This is a genomic window from Tomitella biformata AHU 1821, from assembly GCF_000524475.1.
GTDB classification, from domain to species: Bacteria; Actinomycetota; Actinomycetes; order Mycobacteriales; family Mycobacteriaceae; genus Tomitella; species Tomitella biformata.
The window spans coordinates 33,064-57,812 of sequence record NZ_BAVQ01000035.1; the positions used below are offsets into that span (position 1 = coordinate 33,064).

The 24,749-nt window shown below is 69.4% G+C and carries 25 protein-coding genes; 4 read left to right on the top strand and 21 right to left on the bottom strand.

The window, feature by feature from the left end; translation table 11 throughout:
• Position 1 precedes the first annotated feature (1 nt).
• From TBIF_RS11530 to TBIF_RS26260, 14 genes are all read right to left on the bottom strand, one after another.
• Positions 2–544, bottom strand: a complete 543-nt coding sequence (locus tag TBIF_RS11530) for a hypothetical protein (protein WP_024794950.1) — start codon at positions 542–544, stop codon at positions 2–4.
• Positions 541–1,110, bottom strand: a complete 570-nt coding sequence (locus TBIF_RS11535) for an Rv1363c family protein (RefSeq protein WP_024794951.1) — start codon at positions 1,108–1,110, stop codon at positions 541–543. Before TBIF_RS11535 ends, TBIF_RS11530 begins: the two co-directional genes overlap by 4 nt.
• Positions 1,074–2,519: an MCE family protein gene (locus TBIF_RS11540; RefSeq protein WP_024794952.1), complete on the bottom strand. Its 1,446-nt coding sequence runs from the start codon at positions 2,517–2,519 to the stop codon at positions 1,074–1,076. Before TBIF_RS11540 ends, TBIF_RS11535 begins: the two co-directional genes overlap by 37 nt.
• Positions 2,519–3,631 (bottom strand): MCE family protein, encoded by a 1,113-nt coding sequence (locus TBIF_RS11545; RefSeq protein ID WP_024794953.1) that lies wholly within the window; start codon positions 3,629–3,631, stop codon positions 2,519–2,521. Before TBIF_RS11545 ends, TBIF_RS11540 begins: the two co-directional genes overlap by 1 nt.
• Positions 3,628–4,770 (bottom strand): MCE family protein, encoded by a 1,143-nt coding sequence (locus tag TBIF_RS11550; protein WP_024794954.1) that lies wholly within the window; start codon positions 4,768–4,770, stop codon positions 3,628–3,630. The genes TBIF_RS11545 and TBIF_RS11550 overlap by 4 nt, the downstream gene beginning before the upstream one ends.
• Positions 4,767–5,768 (bottom strand): MCE family protein, encoded by a 1,002-nt coding sequence (locus tag TBIF_RS11555; protein WP_024794955.1) that lies wholly within the window; start codon positions 5,766–5,768, stop codon positions 4,767–4,769. Before TBIF_RS11555 ends, TBIF_RS11550 begins: the two co-directional genes overlap by 4 nt.
• Positions 5,769–5,782: 14 nt before the next feature.
• The gene (locus TBIF_RS11560) at positions 5,783–6,796 is read right to left on the bottom strand and encodes an MCE family protein (protein WP_024794956.1); all 1,014 of its coding nucleotides are present in this window, start codon (positions 6,794–6,796) and stop codon (positions 5,783–5,785) included.
• Positions 6,796–7,965 carry an MCE family protein gene (locus tag TBIF_RS11565; RefSeq protein ID WP_024794957.1) on the bottom strand — a complete coding sequence of 390 codons (1,170 nt, stop codon included), beginning with the start codon at positions 7,963–7,965 and terminating at the stop codon, positions 6,796–6,798. Before TBIF_RS11565 ends, TBIF_RS11560 begins: the two co-directional genes overlap by 1 nt.
• Positions 7,966–7,969: 4 nt before the next feature.
• Positions 7,970–8,803 carry an MlaE family ABC transporter permease gene (locus TBIF_RS11570; protein ID WP_235174677.1) on the bottom strand — a complete coding sequence of 278 codons (834 nt, stop codon included), beginning with the start codon at positions 8,801–8,803 and terminating at the stop codon, positions 7,970–7,972.
• Between the two features lie 19 nt (positions 8,804–8,822).
• Positions 8,823–9,548, bottom strand: a complete 726-nt coding sequence (locus TBIF_RS11575; RefSeq protein ID WP_235174686.1) for an MlaE family ABC transporter permease — start codon at positions 9,546–9,548, stop codon at positions 8,823–8,825.
• A 79-nt stretch (positions 9,549–9,627) separates the two neighbouring features.
• Positions 9,628–11,358, bottom strand: coding sequence for a GMC oxidoreductase (locus TBIF_RS11580; protein ID WP_024794960.1), 1,731 nt, complete (start codon positions 11,356–11,358; stop codon positions 9,628–9,630).
• Positions 11,355–12,956: a succinic semialdehyde dehydrogenase gene (locus tag TBIF_RS11585; protein ID WP_024794961.1), complete on the bottom strand. Its 1,602-nt coding sequence runs from the start codon at positions 12,954–12,956 to the stop codon at positions 11,355–11,357. The genes TBIF_RS11580 and TBIF_RS11585 overlap by 4 nt, the downstream gene beginning before the upstream one ends.
• Entirely contained in the window at positions 12,953–14,476 is a 1,524-nt protein-coding gene (locus TBIF_RS11590; protein WP_024794962.1) for a long-chain-fatty-acid--CoA ligase, read from the bottom strand. Before TBIF_RS11590 ends, TBIF_RS11585 begins: the two co-directional genes overlap by 4 nt.
• 194 nt (positions 14,477–14,670) lie before the next feature.
• Positions 14,671–15,915, bottom strand: coding sequence for a PucR family transcriptional regulator (locus TBIF_RS26260; protein WP_024794963.1), 1,245 nt, complete (start codon positions 15,913–15,915; stop codon positions 14,671–14,673).
• 250 nt (positions 15,916–16,165) lie between these two features.
• Between TBIF_RS26260 and TBIF_RS11600 the strand changes: the two genes are divergently transcribed.
• Positions 16,166–17,428 (top strand): PucR family transcriptional regulator, encoded by a 1,263-nt coding sequence (locus TBIF_RS11600; protein ID WP_024794964.1) that lies wholly within the window; start codon positions 16,166–16,168, stop codon positions 17,426–17,428.
• A 10-nt stretch (positions 17,429–17,438) separates the two neighbouring features.
• Here TBIF_RS11600 and TBIF_RS11605 read toward each other — a convergent pair whose 3' ends face one another.
• From TBIF_RS11605 to TBIF_RS11625, 5 genes are all read right to left on the bottom strand, one after another.
• Positions 17,439–18,068: a TetR/AcrR family transcriptional regulator gene (locus TBIF_RS11605; protein WP_024794965.1), complete on the bottom strand. Its 630-nt coding sequence runs from the start codon at positions 18,066–18,068 to the stop codon at positions 17,439–17,441.
• A gap of 57 nt (positions 18,069–18,125) precedes the next feature.
• Positions 18,126–19,286: an NAD(P)/FAD-dependent oxidoreductase gene (locus TBIF_RS11610; RefSeq protein ID WP_024794966.1), complete on the bottom strand. Its 1,161-nt coding sequence runs from the start codon at positions 19,284–19,286 to the stop codon at positions 18,126–18,128.
• Positions 19,286–19,474 carry a rubredoxin gene (locus TBIF_RS11615; protein WP_024794967.1) on the bottom strand — a complete coding sequence of 63 codons (189 nt, stop codon included), beginning with the start codon at positions 19,472–19,474 and terminating at the stop codon, positions 19,286–19,288. The genes TBIF_RS11610 and TBIF_RS11615 overlap by 1 nt, the downstream gene beginning before the upstream one ends.
• Before the next feature lies 1 nt (position 19,475).
• Positions 19,476–20,654 (bottom strand): alkane 1-monooxygenase, encoded by a 1,179-nt coding sequence (locus TBIF_RS11620; protein WP_051461496.1) that lies wholly within the window; start codon positions 20,652–20,654, stop codon positions 19,476–19,478.
• Positions 20,655–20,940: 286 nt separating this feature from the next.
• Positions 20,941–21,717 carry an enoyl-CoA hydratase gene (locus TBIF_RS11625; RefSeq protein WP_024794969.1) on the bottom strand — a complete coding sequence of 259 codons (777 nt, stop codon included), beginning with the start codon at positions 21,715–21,717 and terminating at the stop codon, positions 20,941–20,943.
• Between the two features lie 121 nt (positions 21,718–21,838).
• On the opposite strand from TBIF_RS11625, the gene abmR reads away from it, so the two are divergent.
• The 3 genes from abmR (at position 21,839) to TBIF_RS11640 (ending at position 23,463) form a co-directional block, all read left to right on the top strand.
• Positions 21,839–22,384 (top strand): ATP-binding transcription factor AbmR, encoded by a 546-nt coding sequence (gene abmR / locus TBIF_RS11630; RefSeq protein ID WP_024794970.1) that lies wholly within the window; start codon positions 21,839–21,841, stop codon positions 22,382–22,384.
• 114 nt (positions 22,385–22,498) lie between these two features.
• Complete coding sequence (locus tag TBIF_RS11635; RefSeq protein ID WP_024794971.1) at positions 22,499–22,996, top strand: SRPBCC family protein; 498 nt, start codon at positions 22,499–22,501, stop codon at positions 22,994–22,996.
• A gap of 95 nt (positions 22,997–23,091) precedes the next feature.
• Complete coding sequence (locus TBIF_RS11640) at positions 23,092–23,463, top strand: hypothetical protein (RefSeq protein WP_024794972.1); 372 nt, start codon at positions 23,092–23,094, stop codon at positions 23,461–23,463.
• Here the strand turns inward: TBIF_RS11640 and TBIF_RS23490 are convergent.
• Both TBIF_RS23490 and TBIF_RS24965 read right to left on the bottom strand, forming a co-directional pair.
• Positions 23,460–24,251 (bottom strand): phosphatase PAP2 family protein, encoded by a 792-nt coding sequence (locus TBIF_RS23490; protein WP_051461492.1) that lies wholly within the window; start codon positions 24,249–24,251, stop codon positions 23,460–23,462. The genes TBIF_RS11640 and TBIF_RS23490 overlap by 4 nt on opposite strands.
• A gap of 45 nt (positions 24,252–24,296) precedes the next feature.
• Positions 24,297–24,725, bottom strand: a complete 429-nt coding sequence (locus tag TBIF_RS24965) for a cupredoxin domain-containing protein (protein WP_024794974.1) — start codon at positions 24,723–24,725, stop codon at positions 24,297–24,299.
• Between the last annotated feature and the right edge of the window lie 24 nt (positions 24,726–24,749).

Consider the following 24,749-nt stretch of genomic DNA (forward strand, 5'->3'; position numbering starts at 1 on the left):
CCTACACCGGCTGGAGGTCCGAGACAAGCCAGTCGTCGCCGACCTTGCTCAGCTGCACGCGCACCCGGCTCGAGTCGAGCTTGATGTCAGGGGAGTCGGCGTGAGTGGTCGTCTGGTTGAGGAACATGAGGACCGTGACCTTCTCTGGCGAGGCGCTGACCACCGCATCCGCCGCGACGGCCGCGGAGGTGGTGATCCGCTGTTCTGACGCGGCCGGGATGATCGCCTCCCGGGTCAGCGCGATGAACTGCGTTTTGAAGTCGCCGGTCAGTTGCTCGGCCGCGTTCACCAAATCCGACTCCGCCGAGTCGGCGCTGTAGGACAGCATCTTCGGCACGTTGGCGTTCGCCGCAGACAGCGCCGCGGATCCGGCGGCAGCCTGCGCGCCGTCGCTGTGCGCCGCTATGCCGAGCAACCCGACGGCCGTCGCGAGCGCGATCGCCGTGGCGGCCAGCGGCGCCAGGACGGCCAGCCGCTGCCGACGGCTCCAGCCGGTCGTCCTCGCCGCTGCGCGGGCGAACCTGCTCTGCTGCGCTCCGGTCATGACACGAACTCCACATCTGACACGAGCCACGCGTCGCCCGCGCGCTCTAGGCTGGCCTTCATCCGGTACACCCGGCCCTCACCGCCAGGTATGTCGGTGTTCTTCACCATCGAGGTAACCGCGAGGAGCACCTCGGCGCTGTCGCCGTCGGCGCGCACCAGACCGGCCTCACGGATCTCGCCGGTGGAGGCCACCTCGCCGCGCTCGAGCACCTCGCGGAAGCTGCTCGACGAGCTCGCGAACTGCTCGCGGAACGCGCCGCTCGTGCCGGCCAGGATCCGCTCGATATCGGCGTCCGCCGAGGCGAAGTCGAGGGTGGTCAGGTTGACGACGACCTCGCGGGCCGTCTCCACGACCAGCGCGTCACGCCGGTCCGCGGCGTCCGCGCCGCGGACATTCAGGAGCAGGGCGATGGCGGCCGCGGCGAGGACGATCACCAGCGACGACAGCGCAAGCACCCAGACCAGGACGCCCTTAGCGGGAGCGGCGGAAACCTCGGGCTCGGGGGCGATCTCGGGCTCCGGGGGCGCTATGGCTCCAGGGGCGAGGTCAGTAGTCGTTCCCATCTCAGATCCTCCTTCGGGGTGGTGTTGGCGAGGGCTCCGGCGGTGTACGTGCGGCCGTCGGGTGCGATGAAGCGGCCGGTGGCCGGGTTGTAGGGCACCGCTTCGACGGAGCCGGCCGCGGGCGATTCGCCGTCGGTCGGCGGGGCCGTGATCGGGGCCGCCGAGGCCGGGGTCCGCGTGTGACCGGCGGGGGCGGACAACAGGCCCGGCCAGGCCGAGGGCGCGCCGCCCGGGCAATCCTCGATGAGCTTGGTGCGCACGGCCGGGTTGGACACGCAGGGGATGTTCCGCGAGCCGCGGACGTCGCGGGGGTCGCTCTGGGGAAGGGCACAGCTGGCGTCGATGTTGGCGGGCTCGTCGGTGGTGTCCAGCGGGTCGCGGCGCTGCGTACCCTGGTAGCCCTCCGTGCACGCCACGGGCCCGAAGGTGTCCAGCAGCTTCACGTCAAGGGGGGCCTGGGCGACCATCTGGTCGTCCGTGAGCTGGAAGCCCTGGTTCTGGACGCTGAAATTGGCGGACGCCGAGACCGCCGGATAAGTCACCAGGATCTGCTGCAGGCCCGGGATATTGACCCGCAGCACCTGGCCGACGGTCTGGAGGTCGGCCAGCAGCGTCGGCAGCGTCGGGGCGAGCCCGGTCAGGAGCGCGCTCGTCGTGTCGGCGAAGCCGGGTCCGAGGTCGAGGACGGAGTTCAGGTAGCCGTCGCTGGCCGCGAGCTGGGTGGTGAACGACGCCAGATTCCGAGTGGCCGAGGTGAGGTCGCCAGCGGCGATATTGCCGGCCTCCATCAGCACCTCGCCATCGTCGATGAGCGTGATCGTCTGTGCCAGATCCTCTTTGGCGAGCCGCACGAGCTCGTCCGCGGATTCGATGGCCGAGCGCAGGTGGGAGCCGGCGTCGTCGAGCGCGAGGGCGCCCTCGTCGAGGGTCTCCTGCAGGGAGCCGTCGGGCACCGACGCGAGCAGCGCGTGCACCTTGTCGAGCAGCGTGCCGGCGGAGGTCGGCACCGACGTCCGGCTCATGACGATCGTGCTGCCCGCCGTCAGAAACGGGCCGGCGTCGGAGGCTGGCACCAGGTCGACGTACTGCTCGCCGATCGCGGAGACGCTCTTGATCACCGCGGTGGTCGCGGCCGGGACGGGCTGGCCGGAGTCCAGTTGGAGGGTGATCGCCACCCCGCCGTCGATCAGGTCGATCGCCTCGACGGTGCCGATGTCGGCGCCGCGATAGGTGACGATCGCGTTCTCATAGATCCCGGAGCCGTCGTTGAACTCCGCGGTGACCTTGTACAGGCCGATGCCCGTCATCCGCTGGAGCCCGGAGTAATTGACCCCGGCGTACAGCAGGGCGACGACGGTGAGGACCGCGAAGACGCTCAGCTGGACCTTGACCAGTCGAGTCTTGTGCATCAGTTCCCTCCCTCTTCTGTGGTGGGCGCCGCGGGGAGCAGCGGGGCCAGCAGGGGGTTCGCCGCCTGCGTCGCGGAGAAGATCTGCTCGTTAATGCCCTTGGGGATGCTCGGCAGAACCTTGTTCATGATGCCGTCGGCGCTGAGGTCGACAGTCAGATAGAGATTGATGAAATCCCCTCGCACGGTGCGGTCGATCGTGGAGACCGGGAATGGCACGGTGAGCATGAGGTCGAGCGCGTCGGGCAGGTTGGTGCCTGACGCGGCGAGCTCCGTCAGTACCGGCTGGAGCTGGGTCAGGTCTGCGATGAGGTCGTCGTGGCTGCTGGACAGGACCTGGTCCGCGACCGCGCCGAACTCGCCCAGGCTCTCCAACATCCCGGTGAGCTGGGTCTGCTGATCGGCCAGCACCGCGAGCGCCGGGGCGATGGTGGACAGACCGGTGTCGATGGTCTCGGTCTGGGCGCCGAGCGTGCCGGCCAGCCGGTCGACGTTGTCGATGGCGCGCAGGATGTTCTCGCGCTGGTCGTTGAGCCCGCCGACGAACGTCTCGAGATTGCCGATCAGGCTGCGCAGCGACTCCTCACGCCCGTCCATCACATGGTTCAGCTCCAGGGTGATCGTCTGCAGCTGCTGCAGACCGCCGCCGTTGAGCACGGCGGAGAGCGCGGAGAGCACCTGGTCTGTGGACGGGTGCTCGCTCGTGTTGCGGAGCGCGACGGTGTCGCCGTCACGGAGCGGGCGGCTGATGTCCGCGCCCTGGGGGACCTCGAGTTCGAGGTATTGGGCGCCGAGGATGCTGGTCTGGCCGAGGGTCGCGGTGACGGTGGCGGGCAGGTTCGCGCTGGTGTTGAGCTGGACGGTGAGCCGCGCGTGCCAGCCGTCGACGTCGACGCGGCGGATCGCCCCGACGTTGACGTTGCCGGCCTTGACCACCGAGTTGTTCACCAGGTTCTGGATATCCGCCATCTCTACGGTCACCTCGATGGTGTCGCCGCTGATGGCGGTCCCGGGCAGCGGCAGCGAGTTGACGCCGTCGAAGCGGCAGCCGGTCACCGTGAGCAGCACGAGAGCCGCGCCGGCCAGGACCTGGGCACTGGATTTCTTGCTCATCGGGGTCCTCCGTCGGTCGGCGGGAGCAGCAGGGAGGCGAGGGTCTGTCCCGCGCCGTCGCGCTCGACGAGGCCCGCGGTCAGCTGATCCTGAAGGGACTTTCCAGCCGTGGCGCAAGCCTCCTGTGGCGCGTTGACGGTGGTCGCGAGGACGCAGAACAGGGAGCGGGCGTCGGGCAGGTCGGGCAGCGCCAGCCCACCCGTCAGCGACTTCGTCTGCGGGTCGTAGATGTTGTAGAAGTTCCCGAGCGTCGTCGGCGCGGTGTGCAGGATCTGCGCCAGGTCGTCCTGGCGGTTGACCAGCAGCTGGGAGATATTCTGCAGCTCGATCACATCCGAGACCAGCTTCTCGTGGTTGTCCCCGATGACGCTCTGGACCTGCCCCATCTCGGCGGCGAGTGTGCCGAGCAGGACGTCGAGCTCGGTTCGGTTGCTGTTGAGCAGGTGGGAGACCTGCGACAACTGGTCGCTGAAGCCGACGATTTGGCGGTCGTTGGCGGCGAGTTCGCTAACGAAGGACTGCAGATTACGGACCGTGGTGAACAGGTCCGGACCGGAGGTCGCGAGGGTCTCCGCGGCCGCGGACAGGCTCTTCAGGGTGCCGTTGGCCAGCTCGCCGTGTCCGCGTAGCGCGTCCGAGGACGCGGCCAGCACGGAGTTGAGGGTGCCGTCGGGGTTGAGGCTGTCGGTGCCATTCGGCCCGAGCTGGTCCACCAGCTCGGTCAGCTGCTGCTTCTCCTCATCGAAGGAGACCGGCACGATGGTCCGCTCGAGGGGGACGATGGCGTGGTCGGTGAGCACCTCGCCCTGGGTGTACGCGGGGGCGAACTGCACGTACCGGCCGCTGACCAGGGTCGGGGCGATGATGACGGCCTGGGCGTCGGCGGGGATCTTGCGGCCCTTGTCGTAGGTCATCTCGACCTTGACGCGGTCGCCCTCGGGGGTGATGGCGGTGACGGCGCCGACCTTGACGCCCAGAACATTCACGGGGTCGCCCGGGTAGAGTCCGGTCGTGTTGTCGAAGTAGGCGATCACGTGCTTGGTCGAGCTCTGGGCGTGCCAGGCGCCGCCGGCGATGGCGACCAGCGCGAGCGCCACCGCGCCGATGACGAGGGGCGCGAGACGGGGGAGTTTCTTCATCGCGGGGCTCCTGGGCTCCAAGGCTGTTGTCCGTCGAGGTTCACTGGGGTGACGTTGGCAAGGAGTGTGTTGAAGAACGGCCCGCTGCCGAGCACGTCGTTGAGCTGGATGGAGAAGGTCTTCAGCCCCTTGATCGACGCGTTGACGTTGTCGTAGTTCCGGTTCAGCAACTCGAGGGTCGTGCCCACCTGCTCCAAGGTCGCGGGCAGCGCGGTCTCGTTGTCTCGGGCGATGGAGCCGAGCTGGTCGAAGACGGATGTGGTGGCGACGATGACCCGGTGGATGGACTCGGACCGTTCGTTGAGCGCGCGGAAGAGGGCCTGGCCGTCGGTCAGCAGCGCGGTGAACTGGGCGTTGCGCCCGGCGAGCACGTCGGTGACTCCGCTGGTATGCGCGACGAGGTCCCGCACCGCCTGGTCCCGGGAGGCGACGGTGTCGGACACGCGGGTCAGCCCGGTCAAGGAGTCCGCGAGGTCGGGGGAGAGCTCGGCGAGCAGTTCGGACGTCGCGAGCAGGGCGTCGTCGAGCTGCGCCTTGTCGGTCTCCGCGACCTTGGTCGTGACTTCGGCAAGAGATTGCGTGATGTCGTACCCGGACGTGGTGCGCGCCATGGGGATCCGCCGGCCAGCGGCGAGATCGCCGTCGCCGGCGGGCGCGAGCTCGACGAAGCGTTTGCCGAGCACCGTCCCGACCTTGATGGCGGCGGTGGACTTGTCGCCGACGTGGATGCCGTGGCTGTCGGCGGCGAAGCGCACGAGCACATGGGCGTCCTCGAGCTCGATGCCCTTGACCTCGCCGACCACCAGGCCGGCGATTTGGACGTCGTCCCCGACGGCCAGGCCGCTCGCGTCCACGAACTCCGCTTGGTAGGCCACCGTGTCACTGACCCCGGGAATGGACTTGTAGTTGAAGATCGTGATCAGGAACCCGAGCACCAGGGCGGTGCCCACAAGCCCCACGAGCGTGCGATTGCGTTCCCGCATAGGCGTTCTCGCCATTGTGGTCCTCCTCATCATTGGCACCGATCTGCGGGCGCGGTGAACATGGGGGTCTCGTCGGCGCCGCCGAGACCCGGGTAGCGGAAGGCGACCCCGCATAGGAAGAAATTCACGAAGTTCCCGTAGCTGCTGACGCGGGAGATCTTCTGGTACGCGCCGGGGAGGTCCCCGAGGAGCTGGTCCAACTCAGCCGAGCGGGAATTCAGGTTGGCCGCAAGCTGGCCGAGCTGGCCGATATCCGCGGTCAGCGGGGCGCGCGCCTTGGTGAGCAGGTCGGCGATGGAGGCGGTGGCCCCGTCCAGGCTGTCGACGGCCGTGATGATCGTCGCGCGGTCGTCGCTGAGCCCGCTGACGAGCTGCTGCAGGGTCAAGACCATCGTGGAGAGGTCCTCGCCCCGGTCGTCGACCGTCTCGACGACGGTGCCGAGATTCTGGACGACCTGGCCGATGACCTCGTCCTTGTCGGCGAGGGTGGTGCTCAGCGTGCCGATGTCGCGGACCAGTTCGGCGATATTGGTGGACTCGCCGCCGATCACCTGGACCAGCGAGGCAGTCAGCTTATTGGCCGCCGCCGGGTCCAGCCCCTGCAGCAGGGGCCGGAAGCCGTTGACCAGCTTGTCCATATCGAGCGAGCCCGTGGTCTGGGCGATCGGGATGACGCTGCCGGGCGGAAGCGGGACGGCCGCGCCGGGGCCCTCTGCCAGTTGGAGGTAGCGGTCCTCGAGCAGGTTCTTATAGCGGACCCGCGCGGTGGTCGTGGACGACACGGGGCGGTCGGTGTCGACGCCGAAGTGCACCAGCACCTCGTGGGCGCCGCGCAGCTCGACTTTTTTCACCTTGCCCACCGGCACGCCCGCGACTTTGACGTCGTCGCCGGTCTTGAGGCCGGAGGAGTTGCTGAAGACGGCGGAGTAGGAATGTTGCGGGCCGAAGCGGATGTTGCCGACGACGGTCGCGAGCAGGAAGGTGACGACGCTGGTGACCAGCACGAAGATGGACAGCTTGATCGCCGGTCCGCGCACATTCATTACGGGGCTCCAAACAATAGGGCTGCCAGGCGGCCGCCGTCGGCGAACGGGTTCGGCGGGACCTGATAGGCCGAGCTGCCGTCCTGGAAATCGGTGTGGCCGGGGTCCCGGGTGGTCACGGTGCCCTCGATTCCGTGGCAGCTCGGCGCGTTGGTGACGTTGCCGACCTGGGGGAGATTGCTGGGGAACTGGTAGAAGGGGTCGCCCACCGGAAGCGCGGCCAGGATATTGAGCCCGGGCCGGCCGCCGCCGAACGCGCGGCGGAGGTACTGGTCCGATTGGGTGAGGCCGGAGAACAGGCACTGGAACGAGGGGGAGTAGTCGGCGAGCAGGCCGAGCACCGGGTTCAACTCGCCGGCGGCCCGGATCAACGGCTCCCCGGCGTCGTCCAGCACGTCCTGGCCGACATCGCCGAGGCCGGTCAGGCTGGCGAGGAAGGCACCGTACTGGGACTGCTTGGCCGTCAGGGTCTCACCGGTGACGCTCAGCTGATCGAGCACGGCGAGCAGGTCCGGGGAGAGGTCGCCGAGCGTCTCGGCGTTGTCCGCGAGCAGGGCGATATCGCGCTGCAGGGTCGGGATGGAGCCGTTGAACTCGGCGAGGTACTCGTTGAGGCCCTCCAACGTGGCGCCGAGGTCCTCGCCCCGGCCGCTCAAAGCGGCGGCGGCTTGCGCCAGGACGGTGTTCACCTGGGACGGGTCGACCTCGTCGAGCACGGCGAGCAGGTCGCCGAGAACGCTCTCGACCTCGACGGTGACCTCGGCGCCGGAGATGGTGGTGCCGGCGGCCAGCCGCTGTCCGGAGGGTTTCGCCGGCGGGACGAGGTTGACGTATTTGCGGGCGAACAGCGTCGTGGCATTGAGCTGCACGCCCACGTTCTGCGGGATCCGGTCGAGCTGTTCCGGCTGCATCTCCAGGGTCAGCACGGCGTCGTCGCCGTTGTAGGAGGTGGCCGCGACGCGCCCGACCACCCGGCTGTGGAATTTGACGTCGGAGCCGGAGTCCATCAGCAGGCCGGCGCGGTCGGTGCGGATCAGCACCTTCGCGGTGCTGGTGAAGGCGCCGCTGTACAGGCCCACGGACACGGCGGCCAGGGCGATGACGAGCACGAGGAGCGCCGTGCCCAGCAGGGCGTTCTGAGTCCGCGACACGCGGTGGTTGTCAGTCATGTCATCACCCTGAGATGTGCACGCCGGCACCCGGTCCACCGAACACGGCGATCCCGACCAAGAGGTCGATGACCATTACTGCGATTAGCGAGGTGCGCACCGCGCGGCCCACCGCGACGCCCACGCCCGCGGGCCCGCCGGAGGCGTTGTACCCGTGGTAGCAGGTCACGCACATGATCACCACGGCCATGACGATGACCTTGAGCAGTGACCACCACACGTCCGAGTGGATGAGGAACACGTTGAAATAGTGGTCGTAGGTGCCGCTGGACTGGCCGCTGAAGAACATCGCCACCACGCGGGTGGACGCGTAGCCCATGATCAGCGCTATCGCGTAGAGCGGGATCACCGCGATGACGCCGGCGATGAGGCGGGTCGTCACGAGGAAGGAGGTGGAGGGCACCGACATGACCTCGAGGGCGTCGATCTCCTCGCTGACGCGCATCGCCCCCAGCTCCGCGGTGAAACCGGCCCCTACGGTGGCGGTCAGGGCGATCCCGGCGATCAGCGGCACCGCCTCGCGGGTGTTGAAGAAGGCGGAGACGAAGCCGGACAGCGCGCCGATGCCGATGCGGCCCAGCGAGGTGTCACCCTGCTGACCAACCTCGTAGGACGCCGCGACGGTCAGGAAGCCCAGCACGACGACGGTGCCGCCGATCACGGCCAGGGCGCCCGTGCCGAGGCTCACCTCGGCGATGAGGCGGAGGATCTCGCTGCGATAGCGGCGGAGGGTCTTGGGGATCGCGGCGATGCTGGATCCGTAGAACCGCAGCTGCTTGCCCAGGTCGGCGAGCGAGTCGACCGGCTTGCGGGCCATTCGGGTGATTGCGTGGCTCATCTGCCATCTCCTTTCGTAGTCAGCTGTGGAGGGTGAGGGTGGTGATGACGGAGTTCGCCAGGAACAGCAGGATGAAGCTCACGACGACGGTCTGGTTGACGGCCTCGCCCACGCCCTTGGGCCCGCCCTTGACCCGGATGCCGAGGTGACAACCCACGAGCCCGGACAGCAGGCCGAAGATCGCGGCCTTGAGGGTGCCGATCGCCAGGTCGGAGGTGCCGGTCAGGAGCGAGAGGCTGCTGACGAACTGGCCCGGCGTCGCGCCCTGCAGGTAGACGCTGAAGATGTACCCGCCCACGATGCCCACCGCGGTGACCAGGCCGTTGAGGAACAGGGCCACGACGGTCGCGGCGAGCACGCGGGGGACCACGAGCCGCTGGATGGGGTCGATGCCCAGGACCTCGGTGGCGTCGAGCTCCTCCCGAATCTTCCGGGATCCGAGGTCCGCGCAGATGGCGGTGGCCCCGGCGCCCGCGACCACGAGCACCGTGACGATGGGGCCGATCTCGCGGATCACCGCGACGCCGGCGCCGCTGCCGCTGAGGTCGATGCCGCCGATCTCGGACAGGATCAGGTTGATCTGGAAGATCACCATCACGCAGAACGGGATCGACATCAGCAGGGTGGGGACGATCGAGACGCTGGCGATGAACCACGCCTGGTGCAGGAACTCGCGCCATTGGACCGGGCGCTTGAACATGTACCGGAAGGTCTCCCATGCGGTGATGTAGAAATCGCCGAACATCTTCGGGACCGCGGCGAGCTTGGCCCGGGCCTTGGCGGAGACCAACGGCTGCGCCTCCGCTTGCTCATCAACCTGCGCGTCAACACTGGTGGCCATGTGTCGACCCCCTCGGGCGCAGCGCGGCGGGCGCGTGGGCGGGCACGGCGGGACGCAGGGGCGGCACGGCGTCGACGCGCGTGTAGCCCGCTCCGACAGCTGGCCGAGGATCGGCCTCAGACTTGTTGGGCCACAGGGAGATCGCGCGCTCAGCCTGCGCCGTGATGGTCAGCGAGGGGTTGACGCCGAGGTTTGCGGAGACGGTGGAGCCGTCCATCACATGGAGCCCGTCGTGCCCGTACAGCCGGTGGTAGGGGTCGACGACGCCGGTCGCGGGGGAGTCCCCGATGACCGCGCCGCCAAGGAAGTGGGCGGTCATCGGACGGTTCGCGAGATCGCCGAGCGCGCCGCCCGCCACCCCGTCGATCTTCTCCGCGACGAGGCGGGCCGCGTCGTTGCCGGCCGGGATCCAGGTGGGATTCGGCTCGCCGTGGCCGGGGCCCGAGGTTAGCTTCCGCTTACCGAACATGCCCTTGCGGGTGGAGACGGTGATGGAGTTGTCGAGTGTCTGCATCACCAACAGGATGATCGTGCGCTCGGACCAGCGCCGCGGCGAGAGCCAGGTGAGGTGGCGCGGGTTGGCGGCGATCACGCCCAGCCAGCTGAGCCAGCGCGGGCGGCCCTGGTCGCCGTCCGTCAACGCGGTCTGCAGCAGCGACATCGCGTTGCTGCCCTTGCCATAGCGCACCGGCTCGATGTGGGTGTGCTCGTCGGGATGGAACGAGGAGGTGATCGCGACGCCCCGGGTGAAGTCGGTGTCATTGCGTACGGACTTCGCGCCGAGGATCGACTCCGAGTTGGTCCGCGTGAGCGCGCCGAGGCGCGGCGAGATACGCGGCAGCGACCCGTCCTCGCGCAGTCGGTGCAGCAGCTTTTGGGTGTTGTAGGTGCCCGCGGCGAACACGACATGTCGGGCGGTGAACTGCCGGCGGTTCTTGCGCCGCCGGCCCGAGGCTCCCGAGCGCACCGCGTCCACCCGGTACCCGCCCTGCGGCAGCGAGGCGACCCCGGTGACGGTGGTGAGCGGGTGGATCTCGGCCCCGCCCCGCTCCGCGAGGTGGAGGTAGTTTTTGACGAGGGTGTTCTTTGCGCCGTGCCGGCAGCCGGTCATGCAGGATCCGCAGTCGATGCAGGTGCGCCGCGCGGGCCCGGCACCGCCGAAATAGGGGTCGGCCGTCTCGGTGCCCGGCGCGTCGCCGTCGGCCCCGAAGTACACGCCGACCGGAGTGAGTCGGAATGTGTGCCCGACGCCCATCTCCGTGGCGACCTCACGGATGACCTCGTCGGCGGCGGTGGTGGTGGGGTTCTGCGTCACGCCGAGCATCCGGCGGGCCTGGTCGTAGTGCGGGGAGAGCTCGTCGCGCCAGTCGGTGATGTGCGCCCACTGCGGGTCGTTGAAGAACGGGTCCGTGGGCTCGTAGAGGGTGTTGGCGTAGTTGAGCGAGCCGCCGCCCACGCCGGCGCCCGCGAGGATTGTGACGTCCTTGAGCAGGTGGATTCGCTGGATCCCGTAGCAGCCGATCCGCGGCGCCCAGAGGAATTTGCGCACGTCCCAGGAGGTCTTGGGTAGATCCTCGTCCTCGAACCGCTGGCCGGCCTCGAGGACGCCGACCCGGTACCCCTTCTCCGTGAGCCGCAAGGCGGACACGGCGCCGCCGAACCCGGATCCGATAATCAGGACGTCGTAGTCGTAGTCATTGTCGAACTCAGTCATGAGACTCTCGCCTTCTTCATCAACTTGAGCGCCGCCGTCAGCAGCCCCGCCCAGGCGGGATAGGACATGCCGCGCGGGGGCGTGAAGCCCAAGATCCGTTGCTGGGCAATGGTTTGCGATTCGGTGTACTTGAGGAGCCCCTCGGCGCCGTGGCGTCGGCCCAGGCCGGAATCGCCCATGCCGCCCATCGGCGCGTCGACGCTCGCCCACGCCGCCGCGTAGGCCTCGTTCACGTTCACCGTGCCCGCGCGCAGCCGCGCCGCGATCTGCGCGCCGCGCCGGGGGTCGCGGGTCCACACGCTGGCGTTGAGGCCGTAGCGGGAGTTATTCGCCAGCCGGACCGCCTCGTCCACATCGCCATACGGGTAGAGGGACACCACCGGGCCGAACGTCTCCTCCGCGTGGCACTCCATCGCCTCGGTGACCCCGGTCAGCACCGTCGGCGCGAAGAACAGCGGTCCCGCCTCGGGCAGCGCGTGCCCGCCGGCGACGACGACGGCGCCGTGCGCGACGGCATCGTCGACGTGTCCGCGGACCGCGTCGAGCTGGCCGGGCGAGGTCAAGGAGCCCATGTCGCAGGAGTAGTCGAGAGCGGCGCCGATCGTCATCAGCCGCACCCGCGCGGCGAACTTGTCGAGGAATGCGGCCTCGAGCTCACGCGGCACGTAGATCCGCTCGACCGAAACGCACAATTGCCCGCTCGACGCGAAGCAGGCGCGCACCGCACCCTCCGCGGCCCGGTCCAGATCGGCGTCGGGCAGGACGAGGAGGGCGTTCTTGCCGCCCAGCTCCAGCGAGCAGCCGATGAGCCGCGCCCCGGCGTCGCTGGCGATACGGCGGCCGGTGTCGGTGGAGCCGGTGAACATCAGGTAGTCGGCCCCGGCCATCAGCGCGTCGCCGAGTTCGGCGCCCGAGCCGGCCACGACCTGCCAGGCGGCGGCCGGCAGCCCCGCCTCGCGCATGAGGTCGACGGCCCACAGCGCGGTGAGCAGCGTCTGGCTGTCCGGCTTGTGCACGACGGTATTCCCCGCCAGCAGGGCCGGGATCACGTCGCCGGCGGCCAGCGAGAACGGATAGTTCCACGGCGAGATGACGCCCACCACGCCCTTGGGCTGGCGGAGCTCGGCGGTCTTGGTCAGCAGCGGCAGCGCGCCGCGCCGCCGCCGTGGCCGCAGCAGCGACTCGGCCTGGCGCGCGTAGTAGCGGGCGGTGATCGCGACGTCGGCGACCTCGAGGAAGGCGTCCTTGCGGGACTTCCCGTTCTCGAGCTGGATCAGGTCGAGCACCTCCTCTTGGCGGGCGAGAACCAGGTCGTGGAACCGGAGCATGACGGCGGCGCGGAACCGAATGCTGGTGTGGCGCCACGTGTGCTGCGCGACGCGGGCGGACCGGTAGGCGGCGGCGACGTCGACGGCGCTCGAGCGGGGGAGGGGCGTGATGGGCGCCAGCGAGTAGGGCGCGAGGGCGGTGAGGGTCCCGGCGCTGTCCGCGGCGTTGATCTGGTCGGCAAGGCGACCGATGACGTCGGCGTCCAACCAGTCCGGGGTCGCCGGGTGCAGGGTGGTGACGCTCGCGAGGCGTGGGCCGGCCGCGGTCACCGGAGCACCGACTCGGCGTGGTTGGACTCCGCGGTCGCGGCGGGAATGGCGATGCCGCGCTTGAGGATCTTGCCGGTGGGGCCCTTAGGCAGCGCGTCCAGCAACCACACCTGGCGCGGGTACTTGTACGCGGCGACGCGCTCGCGGACGTAGGCGACGAGCGACTCCTCGGTCACGTCGTCGTGGCCGGCCCGCAGCGCCACCGCGGCGCCGATCTCCTGGCCGTGCTCGCGGTCGGGGATGCCGACCACCGCGGCCTCGAGGACCGCCGGGTGCGAGTACAGGACTTCTTCGACCTCGCGGGGGTACACGTTGTAGCCGCCGCGGATGATCATGTCCTTCTTGCGGTCGACGATGAAGTAACTGTCGTCCGCGTCGGCGCGGGCGAGGTCGCCGGTGCGGAACCACCCGTCCTGGATCGCGAGCGCGGTGGCGGCGGGGTTGTTCCAATAGCCCTTCATGACGTTGGGGCCGTGGACCGCGATCTCCCCGATCGCCCCCGCCGGCACCGTGGCGCCGTGGTCGTCGACGAGCTTGAACCGCACGCCCCGCACCGGAGTTCCGATGGACCCGGGCTTGCGCTGCTGGTCCGGGTGGTTGAAGGACGCGACGGGAGAGGTCTCGGACAGGCCGTAGCCCTCGAGGACCGCGCAGTCGAACCTGGCTTCGAACCCGCGCATCACCTCCACAGGCAGGGCGGAGCCGCCGCTGACGCACAACCGTAGCGAGCCCGTGGCAGCCTGGCTGGGGGTGTCGAGCATGGCCGTGAACATGGTCGGCACGCCCTCGAATACCGTCACGCCCGCGCCCTCGATCGCGGCCAACGCCGCGGCCGGGTCGAAGCGGGGGAGCAGCACGAGCTTCGCGCCGACGGCGACGGCGGCGTTGAGGCCGCAGGTCTGGCCGAAGGCGTGGAACAGCGGCAGCGCCCCCAGCACGACGTCGGCGGGGCCCAACTCGAGCATTTCCGTCACCACCCGCACGTTCTCGCGGATGTTCGCGTGCGTCAGCTGCGCGCCCTTCGGCTGGCCGGTGGTGCCGGAGGTGTACAAGATGATGGCGGTGTCCTCGTCGTCGCGCCACGCGACGGCGGGGAACGGGTCCGCAGAGCCGAGGAGCCGCTCGAACTCGCCGGGCTGGACCACGACGCATTCGGCGCCGCACTCCTGCGCCGCGGCCTGTGCGGGCTCGGCGAAATCCGGCCAGCCGAAGAGGAATCGGGCGCCGGAGTCCGTCAGGTGGAAGGCGATTTCGGGGGCTTTGAGAAGCACGTTCATCGGCACCACGACGCCGCCTGCGCGGAGGATCCCGTAGTAGAGGATGGCGAAGTGCGGGACGTTCGGCAGCATCAGCGCCACCCGGTCGCCGGGCCGCAGCCCGCGCTCGATGAGCAGCCCCGCGAACCGTGCGGACGCGGAATCCAATGCGGTGTAAGGGATCGCGGTCTCGCCGAGCTCCAGGGCGATGGCGTCCGGCTGTAGGCGGCTGGTGTCGGTCAGGATAATCGCGAGATTGGTCAAGGTCTTCTCCATTGCGGAACGGGGCGGCGCGGGTTCTCGTCGAGTGGGAGCCGAATCGCGGCGTGACAGGGCCACAGCGGGCGTGTCGGGGGAGTGGTGCGGGACGAAGTTTCCCGCTGGCAGGATCGCTGCCTGTCGTCGTTCTCTATCCTTCCGCGGCTGCCGGGCGCTGGCTACGGAGGGAGTTCTGAGGTTCAGGGCCAGGAGCTTGGAGACTGCTCCAACGGCGAGGTCCGGGGTTCGGCGGCCTGACGTGATTGGACAATTGCCCAGTCGAGCCCCCACGACACCTCCATCGCGACTCGTGGATCGCGGAGGCTGGCCTGGATGGCCTCCTCGCATCGGGCCACGCGGTAGCGGACCGTGTTCTGGTGGACGAAGAGCCGCTCTGCGGTGCGCTCGACGTGCATTCCGCACGCGAGGTATTCGCGCAGGCTGGCCAGCAGCTCGGGCCCGGAGTTGCTGAGGGAGATCGGGGCGACGTAACGCTGGTGCATCGCCTCCCCGACGTCGCGATCGGCGGCGACAGCCACACGCAGGCCGAGGCTGTCCAGGTCGTGGGCCCCGCCGAGGCCGAATTTGTGCGCAGTGTCGAGCGCGCGGGTGGCGAGGCGGAAGGACTCGTCGATCTGGTCGAGGGTGCGAGCGGGTCCCACTCCGATGGTCGCCGCGGTCTGGCCCGCCGGCCGCTCGCGGACGAAACCGGCGACATCGCCGTCGATGTGCGTGCCCGCGCTGTCGCGTCCGTGGTCGGCGGACCGGAATGGCAGGAGTCCGTCCACCTCGCGCCGGGCCAGGCCCTCGGCTGGCCGGGCCCGCACAGCGAAGTACCGCTGCCTTGCGTCGAGCCCGTAAGTGCTTGCGCGGCTCAGGATCTCCGCGGGTGGCAAGGCGCTGGTCAGGGCCTTGCGCACGAAGGAGGACCGGTCCTGGCAGGTGAGATCGGGTGTGGCGTCGCGGTGCGCGGCGGCGGCGGTCGCCATGGCGGCATCGGACCATTCCAGAGCGGATTGGACGAAGTCGAGCAGATGCTCGGTGTCAAGGTCGAGCGTGGCCGCGCGCCTGCGTGCGTGGCGGATGGCCACCTGCACACCGATTGTCCACGCGCGCAGCATGTCGTCCACCGGAATGCCCTGGCGGCAGCGTAGGGCCCCCACCGTCGCCGGCTCAGCTTGTGCCGTGGCGCTTGCGGCGGCGGAGCCCTGATGCGCTCGTCGCAGGACGCTGCTGACCTGGTCCAGAACTTCCGCGTCCAGCCTGGCAGTGGGCATCAGGTGGTAGGAGGGCAGTTCCAGCCGGATGGACATCCGCACATGGCGCGCGATGGTGTTCAGGTCGGAGAACAGGGTGAGGAACAGTGCGTCCCACTGCCGCTGCTCACGCGCGGGGCGTTCGAGGCCGGCGTCGAGGATCCCTAGATTGTGTGACGTGTCGAGCATTCCTGCAGCCTTTCCGGAACTCGCGTCGGCGACCAGGGAACCGTGGTGGGGTGTGATCGCGGACCGACATGGGGAGCCGTGAGACTGCAGGATCGCCTGGTCATCGGCTCGTCGGTATGGACCACAGTATGGTCAGAATGTGACTGGGGCCATAGGCGCGTGATATGAAGTATGCGACACATTTTGTGCGCTCCGCACAACGGATGCCGGGGATCGATGGAACTGCTGACAACCGTGAGGAGCAAACGTGATGAACCCACCGACTCAGGACGTCGGGTCACAGGTCGCGATGGAAATGCTGTCGGGAAATTTCATCGGGAATCTCGTGCAGCTGCTCAGGGACGAGATCACGGAACTCGACGACGATCCGGTCCTGGGACGTCTGCTCGAGGGCAGCGTGGACGCGAATATCAAGGCCGCGGTGCACTTCCTGGTGACTGACGCCGAGGTGAAGGACCTGCAAGTGCCGGCCGCCGCGATCGCGCATGCGCAAGAGGCGGCGCGGTCGGAGATCGAGATATCACTGCTGATCCGCGCCTACCGGATTGGGCACGCCGAGTTCCTCGAGGCCGCGATGAGCCGCGTCAGCATGCTCCAGCTCGTGGACGGCAGCCTGACGATCATCAAGATTGTGAACCGTGCCGCGCAGTACATCGACAAGGTGTGCAAGGAGGTCGAGCAGGCGTATATGCACGAGCGGGACCAATGGGCCGGCAGCCAGAGCGGCTTGCGGTGGGGATGGGTCTCGCAACTGGTGGACGGGAACTCGGTCGACGTGGCCGCCGCGGAGCGTGCGCTCGGCTACCGGCTGGACGCGCGGCATCTGGCGGTGTGCGTGCACATCGGCGGCCTCGGGCTCCGCGCACGGGACTCCGCCGCGCGTGAGAGCGTCCTGCGGCACACCCGGGATCTGCTGCTGAAGCACATCACGGTGACCGCGCCGCCCCTGCTGGTCGACTCGACCATCGGCGAATCCTGGATGTGGTTCACGGTTCCGGGCGACTTCGAGCTCGACGTAGCCGCGGTCGCCCAGGGCGTCGTCGCGGCAAACGTGGACGTGCGGCTGGCCCTCGGCAAGCCGGCGGGTGGGGCGCCCGGGTTTCGCCGCAGCTACAAGAGCGCGCGGCAGGTGCTGGCCGTCGTCGCGGCAAAAGAGGACAGCGGCCCGGTCGTCGCGTATTCGCAGATAGCCTCTGTGGCCTTGATGGCCGGCGACATCATCCGTCTGCGAGAGTTCGTCTCCGACGTGCTCGGGGATCTCGCCGCCGACACCGAGCGGTCGGCTCGGCTGCGGGAGACCCTGTGCTCGTTCTTGATGAATGGCCGTAGCTTCGCGGCTGCGTCCGCGCTATTGAACGTGCACCGCAACACCATTCAGTACCGGGTGGGCCAGGCGCTGGATGTGGGCGGGTTGAGCCTGGCCGACCCCGACGAGATCTGGAACATCCAAATCGCGCTGCAGGCCTGCCACTGGCTGGGCCATTCCGTGTTGCGGGGCACCGAGGCGGGGTAGTCGTGCCCGCCTAGCCCGCGCGCAGGCTCTCGATCAGCGGCGCGAGCATCCGGCTCAGGTCGCCGGCTGGATCTTCCTCCGGCCTGGGCGGCAGCGTGATGAAGCTCATCGCCTGCCGCACCACTAGCCGGCCGAGCCGGGCGGCGGCCTCGTAGTCCCGGAGCCCCCAGGCGGCCATTGCGATCTTCGCCAGGCGCACGGAGGCGGCGTCGAGGATCATCCCGCCGTCGCTGGTGACGAGGCGCATCACGTCGAGCTTGGCCGTGCCGGCGATGGCCGATTGCACCAGCGGGTCGCTGGCCGCTTCGAGCAGGAAGTCCGCGAAGCCCCTCTCGAGGCCGCCCTGGACATCGTTGCGGTGTCCGCTGACCGCCGCGCCGAACAGGTCCACGTAGCCATCGACCAGGCGCAGCACGTAGGCCTGCGCGACGCCGTTCCGCGACTTGAACTCGTTGTACAGCGTTTGTCGGCTCATGCCGGCCGCGGTCGCGATGTCCGTCATCGTCACCTCGCTCCAGTCTCGCTCCGACAGCAGCTGCTGCGTCGTCTGGAGGACGGTCTGACGCAGCAGTTCCCGCGCGGCCCGTTGGTAGGGGCCGCGGGCTGGAGGGGCGGGTGCCGAGGCAGGGGATTGGACCATGTGGCCATTGTTTACGGCCCGCGGCGATTGCGCCATTTCGGCCGCCGTGTACATGAGTTAGACCCTTGAGACCGCGGCATGCGCGGCGGCGATCTCCGCCCGCGCGGCTCGTACATCCTTCGGCCGGCCCAGCGAGACGGCCCCGATGGGGGCGCCCGCGCGGGTCGCGAGCGCCGTGAAATCGTGGCCCGCGACGCTGCCGTCGACCGCCCACTCCTGCGCCGCGCCGGGCCAGCCCGTGATCTGCACGTTCTTGCCGTACTGAGTGGTCCAGCACCACGGCACATCCGCGTACGCCGCGCCTAGCCCCAGCATCGCCCGGGCCGCCGCGGCCCCGTGCGCCTGCGCGTGGTTCCAATGCTCGACGCGGTGGGAACCGCCAATGATCGGGTTCGGCAGCCGGGCGACATCGCCCGCGGCGAAGATCCCGGGCGCCGAGGTGGCGCAGAACTCGTCGACCACGATCCCGTCCGCGACCTCTAGCCCGGCGGCCTGCGCCAGCTCCGTGTTGGGGGCCATGCCTACGGCGACGACCACCGCGTCCGCGGTCCAGGACCGCCCGTCGGCGGCGATCGCGGTGAGCCCGTCCGGCCCGCGTTCGATGCCGGTCAGCGCGACCCCGGTCTGGACGTCGACGCCGTTGGCCTCGTGGAGGCCCGCGAGCATCGCCGAAACCTGCGGTGGGAGGACTCTTTCGAGGATCGATCCGCCCGCCTCGAGCAGGGTGACCGCGCGGCCCGCGGCCGCCGCGGCGGCGACCTCGCAGCCGATGAGGCCGCCGCCGACGATGAGTACCGAGTGGGCGGCGGCCAACGAATCACGCAGCTTTTCCGCGTCGCCCATGGTGCGCAAGTAGTGCACGCCAGCCGGTGCCAGCGCCAACTCTCGGGGGCGACCGCCGGTGGCGAGCAGCAACGCGTCGTAGGTCAGCGTCTGGCCGTCATCGGTGGCGACGACGCGCGCGGCCGGGTCGATCGCCGTCACCTCGACCGCGGAGCGCAGGTCGACGCCGGCGTCGACCCAGAACTGCGCGGACTTGAGCTCCGCCCGCGCGTCCCCGGCGAGGAGTTCCTTGGAGGCCATCGTGCGGCGGTAGGGCAGCCCGGGCTCGGCGCCGATCAGTACCACCTCGCCGTCGTAGCCCTCCTTGCGCAGGGTCTCGGCGGCGGTGGCGCCGGCGATCCCCGTCCCGACGATGACGATCCGGCCGACGGCCATTACCGGGCTACCTCGACCATCTGGAAGTCGGCCTTCGCGGCGCCGCAGTCCGGGCAGGACCAGTCGTCGGGGATCTCGTCCCAGCGGGTGCCGGGCTCGATGCCGTCCTCGGGCCAGCCGAGCGCCTCGTCGTACTCGAAGCCGCACTGCATGCACTCGAAGAGCTTGTACGCGGTGGTCGTGGTCATGTCAGGCTCCCGTGTTGGCGTAGCGGGTGAGGTACTTCTCGCGCTTGGCGGGCTGGATGTTGGCGAGGGTGATGTCCCCGCCGTAGTGGGCGACGACGCGGTCGTCCATCACCTTGCGCCACAGGGCCGGGATGGCGGCGACGACGATCATGGTGCCGTAGCCCAGCGGCAGTTGCGGGGACTCCTCGAAGCTGCGCAGGACCTGGTAGCGGCGGGTGGGGTTCGCGTGGTGGTCGCTGTGGCGCTGCAGGTGGTAGAGGAAGACGTTGGTGGTGATGCGGTCGCTGTTCCAGCTGTGCCGCGGGGTGCAGCGCTCATACCGGCCGCTGGGCAGCTTCTGTCGCTGGAGCCCGTAGTGCTCGAGGTAGTTGACGACCTCGAGCAGGGAGAATCCGAACACGGCCTGGATGAGCAGCCACGGCAGGATGCCGATGCCGAAGATCGCCAGCATGGCGCCGAAGAGCACGACCGACATCAGCCAGGCGTTGAGGACCTCGTTCTTGATGGACCAGTGGGTCTTGCCCTGCTTCTGCAGGCGCGACTTCTCCAGCTCCCAGCCCGAGGTGAGCGAGCCCCACACGGTGCGCGGCCAGAAGAGGTAGAAGTTCTCGCCGAGGCGCGAGGACGCGGCGTCCTCGGGGGTGGCGACGCGGACGTGGTGGCCGCGGTTGTGCTCGACGTAGAAGTGCCCGTAGCCGGACTGGGCGAGGACGACCTTCGACAGCCAGCGCTCCACCGACTCCTTCTTGTGGCCCAACTCGTGGGCGGTGTTGATGCCGATGCCGCCCGTGACGCCGACGGTGAGGGCCAGGCCGAGGTTGGAGAGCAGGCTCAGGTCCCAATTGGCCCAGATGTAGCAGGCAGTGACGAATGCGGCGAGCTGGAAGGGCACGAACGCGTAGGTGGTCCAGCGGTAGAAGCGGTCGTTCTCCAGCTCCTCGACCAGTTCCTCCGGCGGGTTGTTTCCGTCCTCGCCGGCGAGGATGTCGATGAGAGGGACGATCCCGAACAAGATGATGGGTCCGGCCCACCAGAAGATATTCAGGCCGGTGGCGGTCACGAGGCCCACCGCGATGAAGACCGCGATGGCGGGGATCAGCGCGATGATCCAGAGGTAGCGCTTGCGGTCCCGCCAGCGGGCGGTGGTGCCGTCGGGGGTGGTGTAGGTCAACCGCGGAATCTTGGTCGGTGCGAGTTCAGACACGGTGATCGCCTTCCTGGGGGCCGCTGCTGCGCGAGCGGCCAATGGACATTGAATCGTTAGTGATCTGAAATCTAGACAGAGAGGCGCAGTATGTCAATGTTTTGAATGAGGCAGCTCACAATGTCCAGGGTGTGGGGCTCGGGTGCAAGGGGTGCGGCCGTCAAAATGGCATGCCGATAGCGGTGTCGACGTCGCCTGAGGAGGGCCCGCCGTCAATGGCGGCTTGCGGGCCCGCCGGGAGGCCCGGGAATGCTGACGGGGGTTACTTCCCCTGCCACACCGGCGGGCGCTTGGCGAGGAATGCGCTCATGCCCTCCTGCGCGTCGCAGGTGACGGCGTTGGCGGCCATGGTCTCGCCCATGAGCTCGTAGGCCTCGTCTTGGGGCAGGTCGATCTGCCGGTAGAACGCCTGCTTGCCGATGGCCAGGGTCAGGGGGCTGGCGCTGGCGATCTGGGCGGCGAGTCCCCGCGCCGCGGTGTCGAGCTGCTCCGCGGGGACGGCGAAGTTGATCAGGCCCCAGTCTGCGGCCGTCGCGGCGTCGATGGTCTCGCCGGTGAGCAGCATCTGCAGCGCGCGCTTGCGGCCGATCGCACGGCTGACCGCCACCATCGGCGTGGAGCAGAATAGGCCGATGCGCACGCCGGGGGTGCCGAAGGCCGCGGTGTCCGCCGCGATGGCGAGGTCGCACGTGGCCACCAGCTGACAGCCGGCGGCGATGGCCGGGCCCTGCACCGCCGCGATCACCGGCTGCGGGATCTCCTGGACGGCGTCCATCATCGCGGTGCACACCTCGAAGATCTCCTGCTCCTCCTCGAGGGTGCGGTCGATGATCTCGGACAGGTTGTGGCCCGCGGAGAACACGGGGCCGGCCGCGGTGAGGATCACGACGCGCACGGCGGGGTCCGCGCCGAGGGCCCGCACCTTCTCCGTCACCTCGCGCATCGCGGCCAGCGACAGCGGGTTGCGCTGGCCGGGGTTGTCGAGGGTGATCGTGCCGATGCCGGACTCGGCGTCGAACTCGCTCTTGACCGCGCTCATCACGTACCTCCAAGTGGGCTGTTTAGTGCCCGATGCTACCTGTGGTGATTTGGCCGTGGGCGGACATTGTGGCGCGCCCGATGAAACGGAGTAATCATGTAATTATCCAAGGAGGCACATGATGAGAAACCAACACAACAAGTTCGGCCGGCCCGGCGGGTGGCAGAGCGCGCACATGCCGGACGCCGCGGACGCCGCCGACTGGCTGAGCGGCCGGCTGCCGTCCGAGTGGTTCGACGGCCCGGCGGAGGTGACCGTCGACAAGGAGGAGATCGTGATCGTCGGGACCCTGCCGTTGCCGGCGGGCACCTCGGCCGCGGAGGGCGAGGGCCGGGCGTCCCGGTTCCGCGAGGAGACCCGCGCCGCCCGCATGGCGATCGCCGACGAGGGCCAGGCCCGCTACGGCCGCACCTTCTCCTGGGGCGTGCGGGTGGGAGAGCAGCGGATCCTGTTCACCCACTTGGCCGTTCCCGTCATGACCAGGCTGCGGCAGCCCGAGCGCCGAGTGCTCGACACGCTCGTCGACGCCGGGGTCGCGCGTTCCCGGGCGGACGCCCTGGCCTGGTCCGTGCGGCTGGTCGGGGAGCACGCCGAGGAATGGCTGGCGCAGCTGCGGGACGCGATGGGCGAGGTGGAGGACCTGCGCGCGCAGGGGCCCAAGCTCTAGTTCTGGGAGCGGAGGGACGGGGTCGCGGTCTGCCCGAGCGCGTGCGGAGCCTGTTCGTGCGCCGGCACCGTAGTCTGGCGCACAACACGGCACCCACTACGTGAGGAATCTCTGATGGCCCACAGGTTCGTGCTGGACCCCGTCGACCTCACGTTCTTCCACACCGCGCCGCACGTGTCGCGGCAGATCTGCGAGCTCAAGGCCGGCCCGGACGAGGTCTGGGCCGCGTTGACGGCGACGCGGCCGCTCTCGTGGTGCCGGATGCTGACAAGTGTGCGATTCGAGGGCGAGCCGCCGTACGGCGCGGGCGCGCTCCGGCACGTGGAGGTCGGCGGGGCCATGCGGATGGAGGAGCGCTTCTTCCACTGGGACGAGGCTGGCCGCCGCTACGCGTTCCACGCGGCCACCGCCAACGTGCCGCTGTTCCAGGCGTTCGCTGAGGACTACCTCGTCGAGGAGATCTCCGGCGGCAGCCGCTTCACCTGGACCTTCGCCTCCGCGCCGCGGCGGGGCTTCGGCCTCGCGCTCAAGCTCGGCGCGCCGGTGAACAACCTGCTGTTCGCCTCGCTGGGCGCCGACACCACCACGAGGTTCGGCGCGCTGGACGGCTGAGCCTGCCCGCCCGGTAGCGTCGTGCCATGCGGACAAGCAAGCTGGATGAGGTGGGCGAGCGCGAGAACTGGCGATGCTGGCTCTGTGACGAGCCCGTGGACCCGGAGATGTCGGTCAACGACTCGCGCGGGCCCAGCATCGACAGCATCAACACGGCGAAGAAGGGCAAGGGCGGCCCCGAGCGCCTGGCCCACCGCGGCTGCAACACGAAGAAGGGCGCGGTCAGGCCCGTCGTGCCATGGTCCGACGAGCTGTTCGTGGTGGACCCCGCGCCGATCATCGGCGTCGTCGAGCAGCTCACCCGCAAGCCGGGCCGGGTCGCCGTCGCGCGCTGCCCAACCAAGGACGACGCGCAGCAGGCCTCCGACTGGCTGCTGGACCGGCTCGCCCGCCTCGCGCCGGAGCTGACGCTGAGCGCCAAGATCGAGCCGGGCGGCGGCGGATTCCTGCTGGTCCTCAGCCGCTAGCCGGCGGGGGCCAGGGCTTGGCTGGCGCCGGGCCGCCGAGCCCGAGCGCGGATGTCGAGGGCCGGCGCCGACGTGACGACGGCCGCGACGGCCAGCACCACAGTGGTCCCCAACAGCGCGCCGCCGAGGGTGTCCGAGAGCCAGTGCACGCCGAGGTATAGCCGCGTCAGCGCCACGACGGCGACGACCAGCACGGCCGCCGCGGCGGCGATCCCAGCTCGGACCCGGCTCGGCCGGCCAGCGATATAGACCAGCAGCACCACCCCGACCAACGCCGTCGTCCCGGCGACGTGCCCGGAGGGGTAGGACAGGTCCGTCTCGTCGACCAGGTGGGTGAGCACGGGCGGGCGCTCGCGGCCGATCAGCGATTTCATCACGGTGTTGGCGACGGCCGCGATCGCGACGGTGCCCAACACCGCCGCGCCGGGCACGACGCGGCGGGTGCGCCAGGTCAGGAACGCGGCGATCACGACGCCGATCGCGATGGTCCCGGCCGGGCCGCCCGCATTGGTGATGAACTTCGCGATGGACGTCCACGTGGCGGAGCGGTGCGCCATCAGCCAGTCCAGCGTGGGGCCGTCGCCGCCGGTCAACCAGCCCGAGGCGGCCACCTGCGCGGTCAGCGCGGCGAAGAGGACGGCGACCGATCCCGTGCGCAGCCACATCCGCCCCACCGGGGTCCACGCGGACGTCGTCACGGTCGACACGAGGGCGGCACAGGCCAGCAGGATCACGGCGAGCGCGATCCAATCTGCGGCGAGGGCCGTGGCGGGCGTTGTCAGAGGCACGTCTGCAAGGTTTACGCCGCACCGCTGTGAGAAAGCTGAGAGTGGCTAGGACACGGTCAGTTTCCCGTGCATCGACGAGTGATACTTGCAGTGGAACGCGAACGTCCCGGCCTGGTCGGGCGCGGTCATGGTGGCCGTGCCGTTCGCGGGGATGTCCACGCTGAACGATCCCGAGGCGTCGGCGGTGACGGAGTGCTCGGTGCTGTCGTTGTTGCGGATGGTCAGGGTCTCGCCGGGGGTGACGGACTCCGGGACCTTGAACTCGAAGTCGGAGATGGTGATCTCGCCGGTCGCGGACGGGACGGCGGGCATGTTGGACATGCTGGGCATGAGGTCGCTGGACGTGGCGGAGCCGTCGGTCGTGGTGGAGCTGCCGCAGCCGCCGAGCAGGAGCGCCGCGGCGGTGATCAGGCCTGCCCCGGCCGCGATGGCGGCGCGTCGACGTGTGGCGGGCGGGCGTGTGGTGGTGCGCATGATTCGCCTCCGGACGCTGGCTGC

Coding starts and splice junctions, on each gene's coding strand:
- TBIF_RS11560 (WP_024794956.1), bottom strand. CDS start 6,796: ATGAATGTGCGCGGACCGGCGATCAAGCTGTCCATCTTCGTGCTGGTC.
- TBIF_RS11545 (WP_024794953.1), bottom strand. CDS start 3,631: ATGAGCAAGAAATCCAGTGCCCAGGTCCTGGCCGGCGCGGCTCTCGTG.
- TBIF_RS11555 (WP_024794955.1), bottom strand. CDS start 5,768: ATGGCGAGAACGCCTATGCGGGAACGCAATCGCACGCTCGTGGGGCTT.
- TBIF_RS11570 (WP_235174677.1), bottom strand. CDS start 8,803: ATGAGCCACGCAATCACCCGAATGGCCCGCAAGCCGGTCGACTCGCTC.
- TBIF_RS11615 (WP_024794967.1), bottom strand. CDS start 19,474: ATGACCACGACCACCGCGTACAAGCTCTTCGAGTGCATGCAGTGCGGC.
- TBIF_RS24965 (WP_024794974.1), bottom strand. CDS start 24,725: ATGCGCACCACCACACGCCCGCCCGCCACACGTCGACGCGCCGCCATC.
- TBIF_RS11600 (WP_024794964.1), top strand. CDS start 16,166: ATGAACCCACCGACTCAGGACGTCGGGTCACAGGTCGCGATGGAAATG.
- TBIF_RS11565 (WP_024794957.1), bottom strand. CDS start 7,965: ATGACTGACAACCACCGCGTGTCGCGGACTCAGAACGCCCTGCTGGGC.
- TBIF_RS11605 (WP_024794965.1), bottom strand. CDS start 18,068: ATGGTCCAATCCCCTGCCTCGGCACCCGCCCCTCCAGCCCGCGGCCCC.
- TBIF_RS11580 (WP_024794960.1), bottom strand. CDS start 11,358: ATGACTGAGTTCGACAATGACTACGACTACGACGTCCTGATTATCGGA.
- TBIF_RS11625 (WP_024794969.1), bottom strand. CDS start 21,717: ATGAGCGCGGTCAAGAGCGAGTTCGACGCCGAGTCCGGCATCGGCACG.
- TBIF_RS11635 (WP_024794971.1), top strand. CDS start 22,499: ATGGCCCACAGGTTCGTGCTGGACCCCGTCGACCTCACGTTCTTCCAC.
- TBIF_RS11575 (WP_235174686.1), bottom strand. CDS start 9,548: ATGTTCGGCGATTTCTACATCACCGCATGGGAGACCTTCCGGTACATG.
- TBIF_RS11540 (WP_024794952.1), bottom strand. CDS start 2,519: ATGCACAAGACTCGACTGGTCAAGGTCCAGCTGAGCGTCTTCGCGGTC.
- TBIF_RS11530 (WP_024794950.1), bottom strand. CDS start 544: ATGACCGGAGCGCAGCAGAGCAGGTTCGCCCGCGCAGCGGCGAGGACG.
- abmR (WP_024794970.1), top strand. CDS start 21,839: ATGAGAAACCAACACAACAAGTTCGGCCGGCCCGGCGGGTGGCAGAGC.
- TBIF_RS26260 (WP_024794963.1), bottom strand. CDS start 15,915: ATGCTCGACACGTCACACAATCTAGGGATCCTCGACGCCGGCCTCGAA.
- TBIF_RS11550 (WP_024794954.1), bottom strand. CDS start 4,770: ATGAAGAAACTCCCCCGTCTCGCGCCCCTCGTCATCGGCGCGGTGGCG.
- TBIF_RS11535 (WP_024794951.1), bottom strand. CDS start 1,110: ATGGGAACGACTACTGACCTCGCCCCTGGAGCCATAGCGCCCCCGGAG.
- TBIF_RS11610 (WP_024794966.1), bottom strand. CDS start 19,286: ATGGCCGTCGGCCGGATCGTCATCGTCGGGACGGGGATCGCCGGCGCC.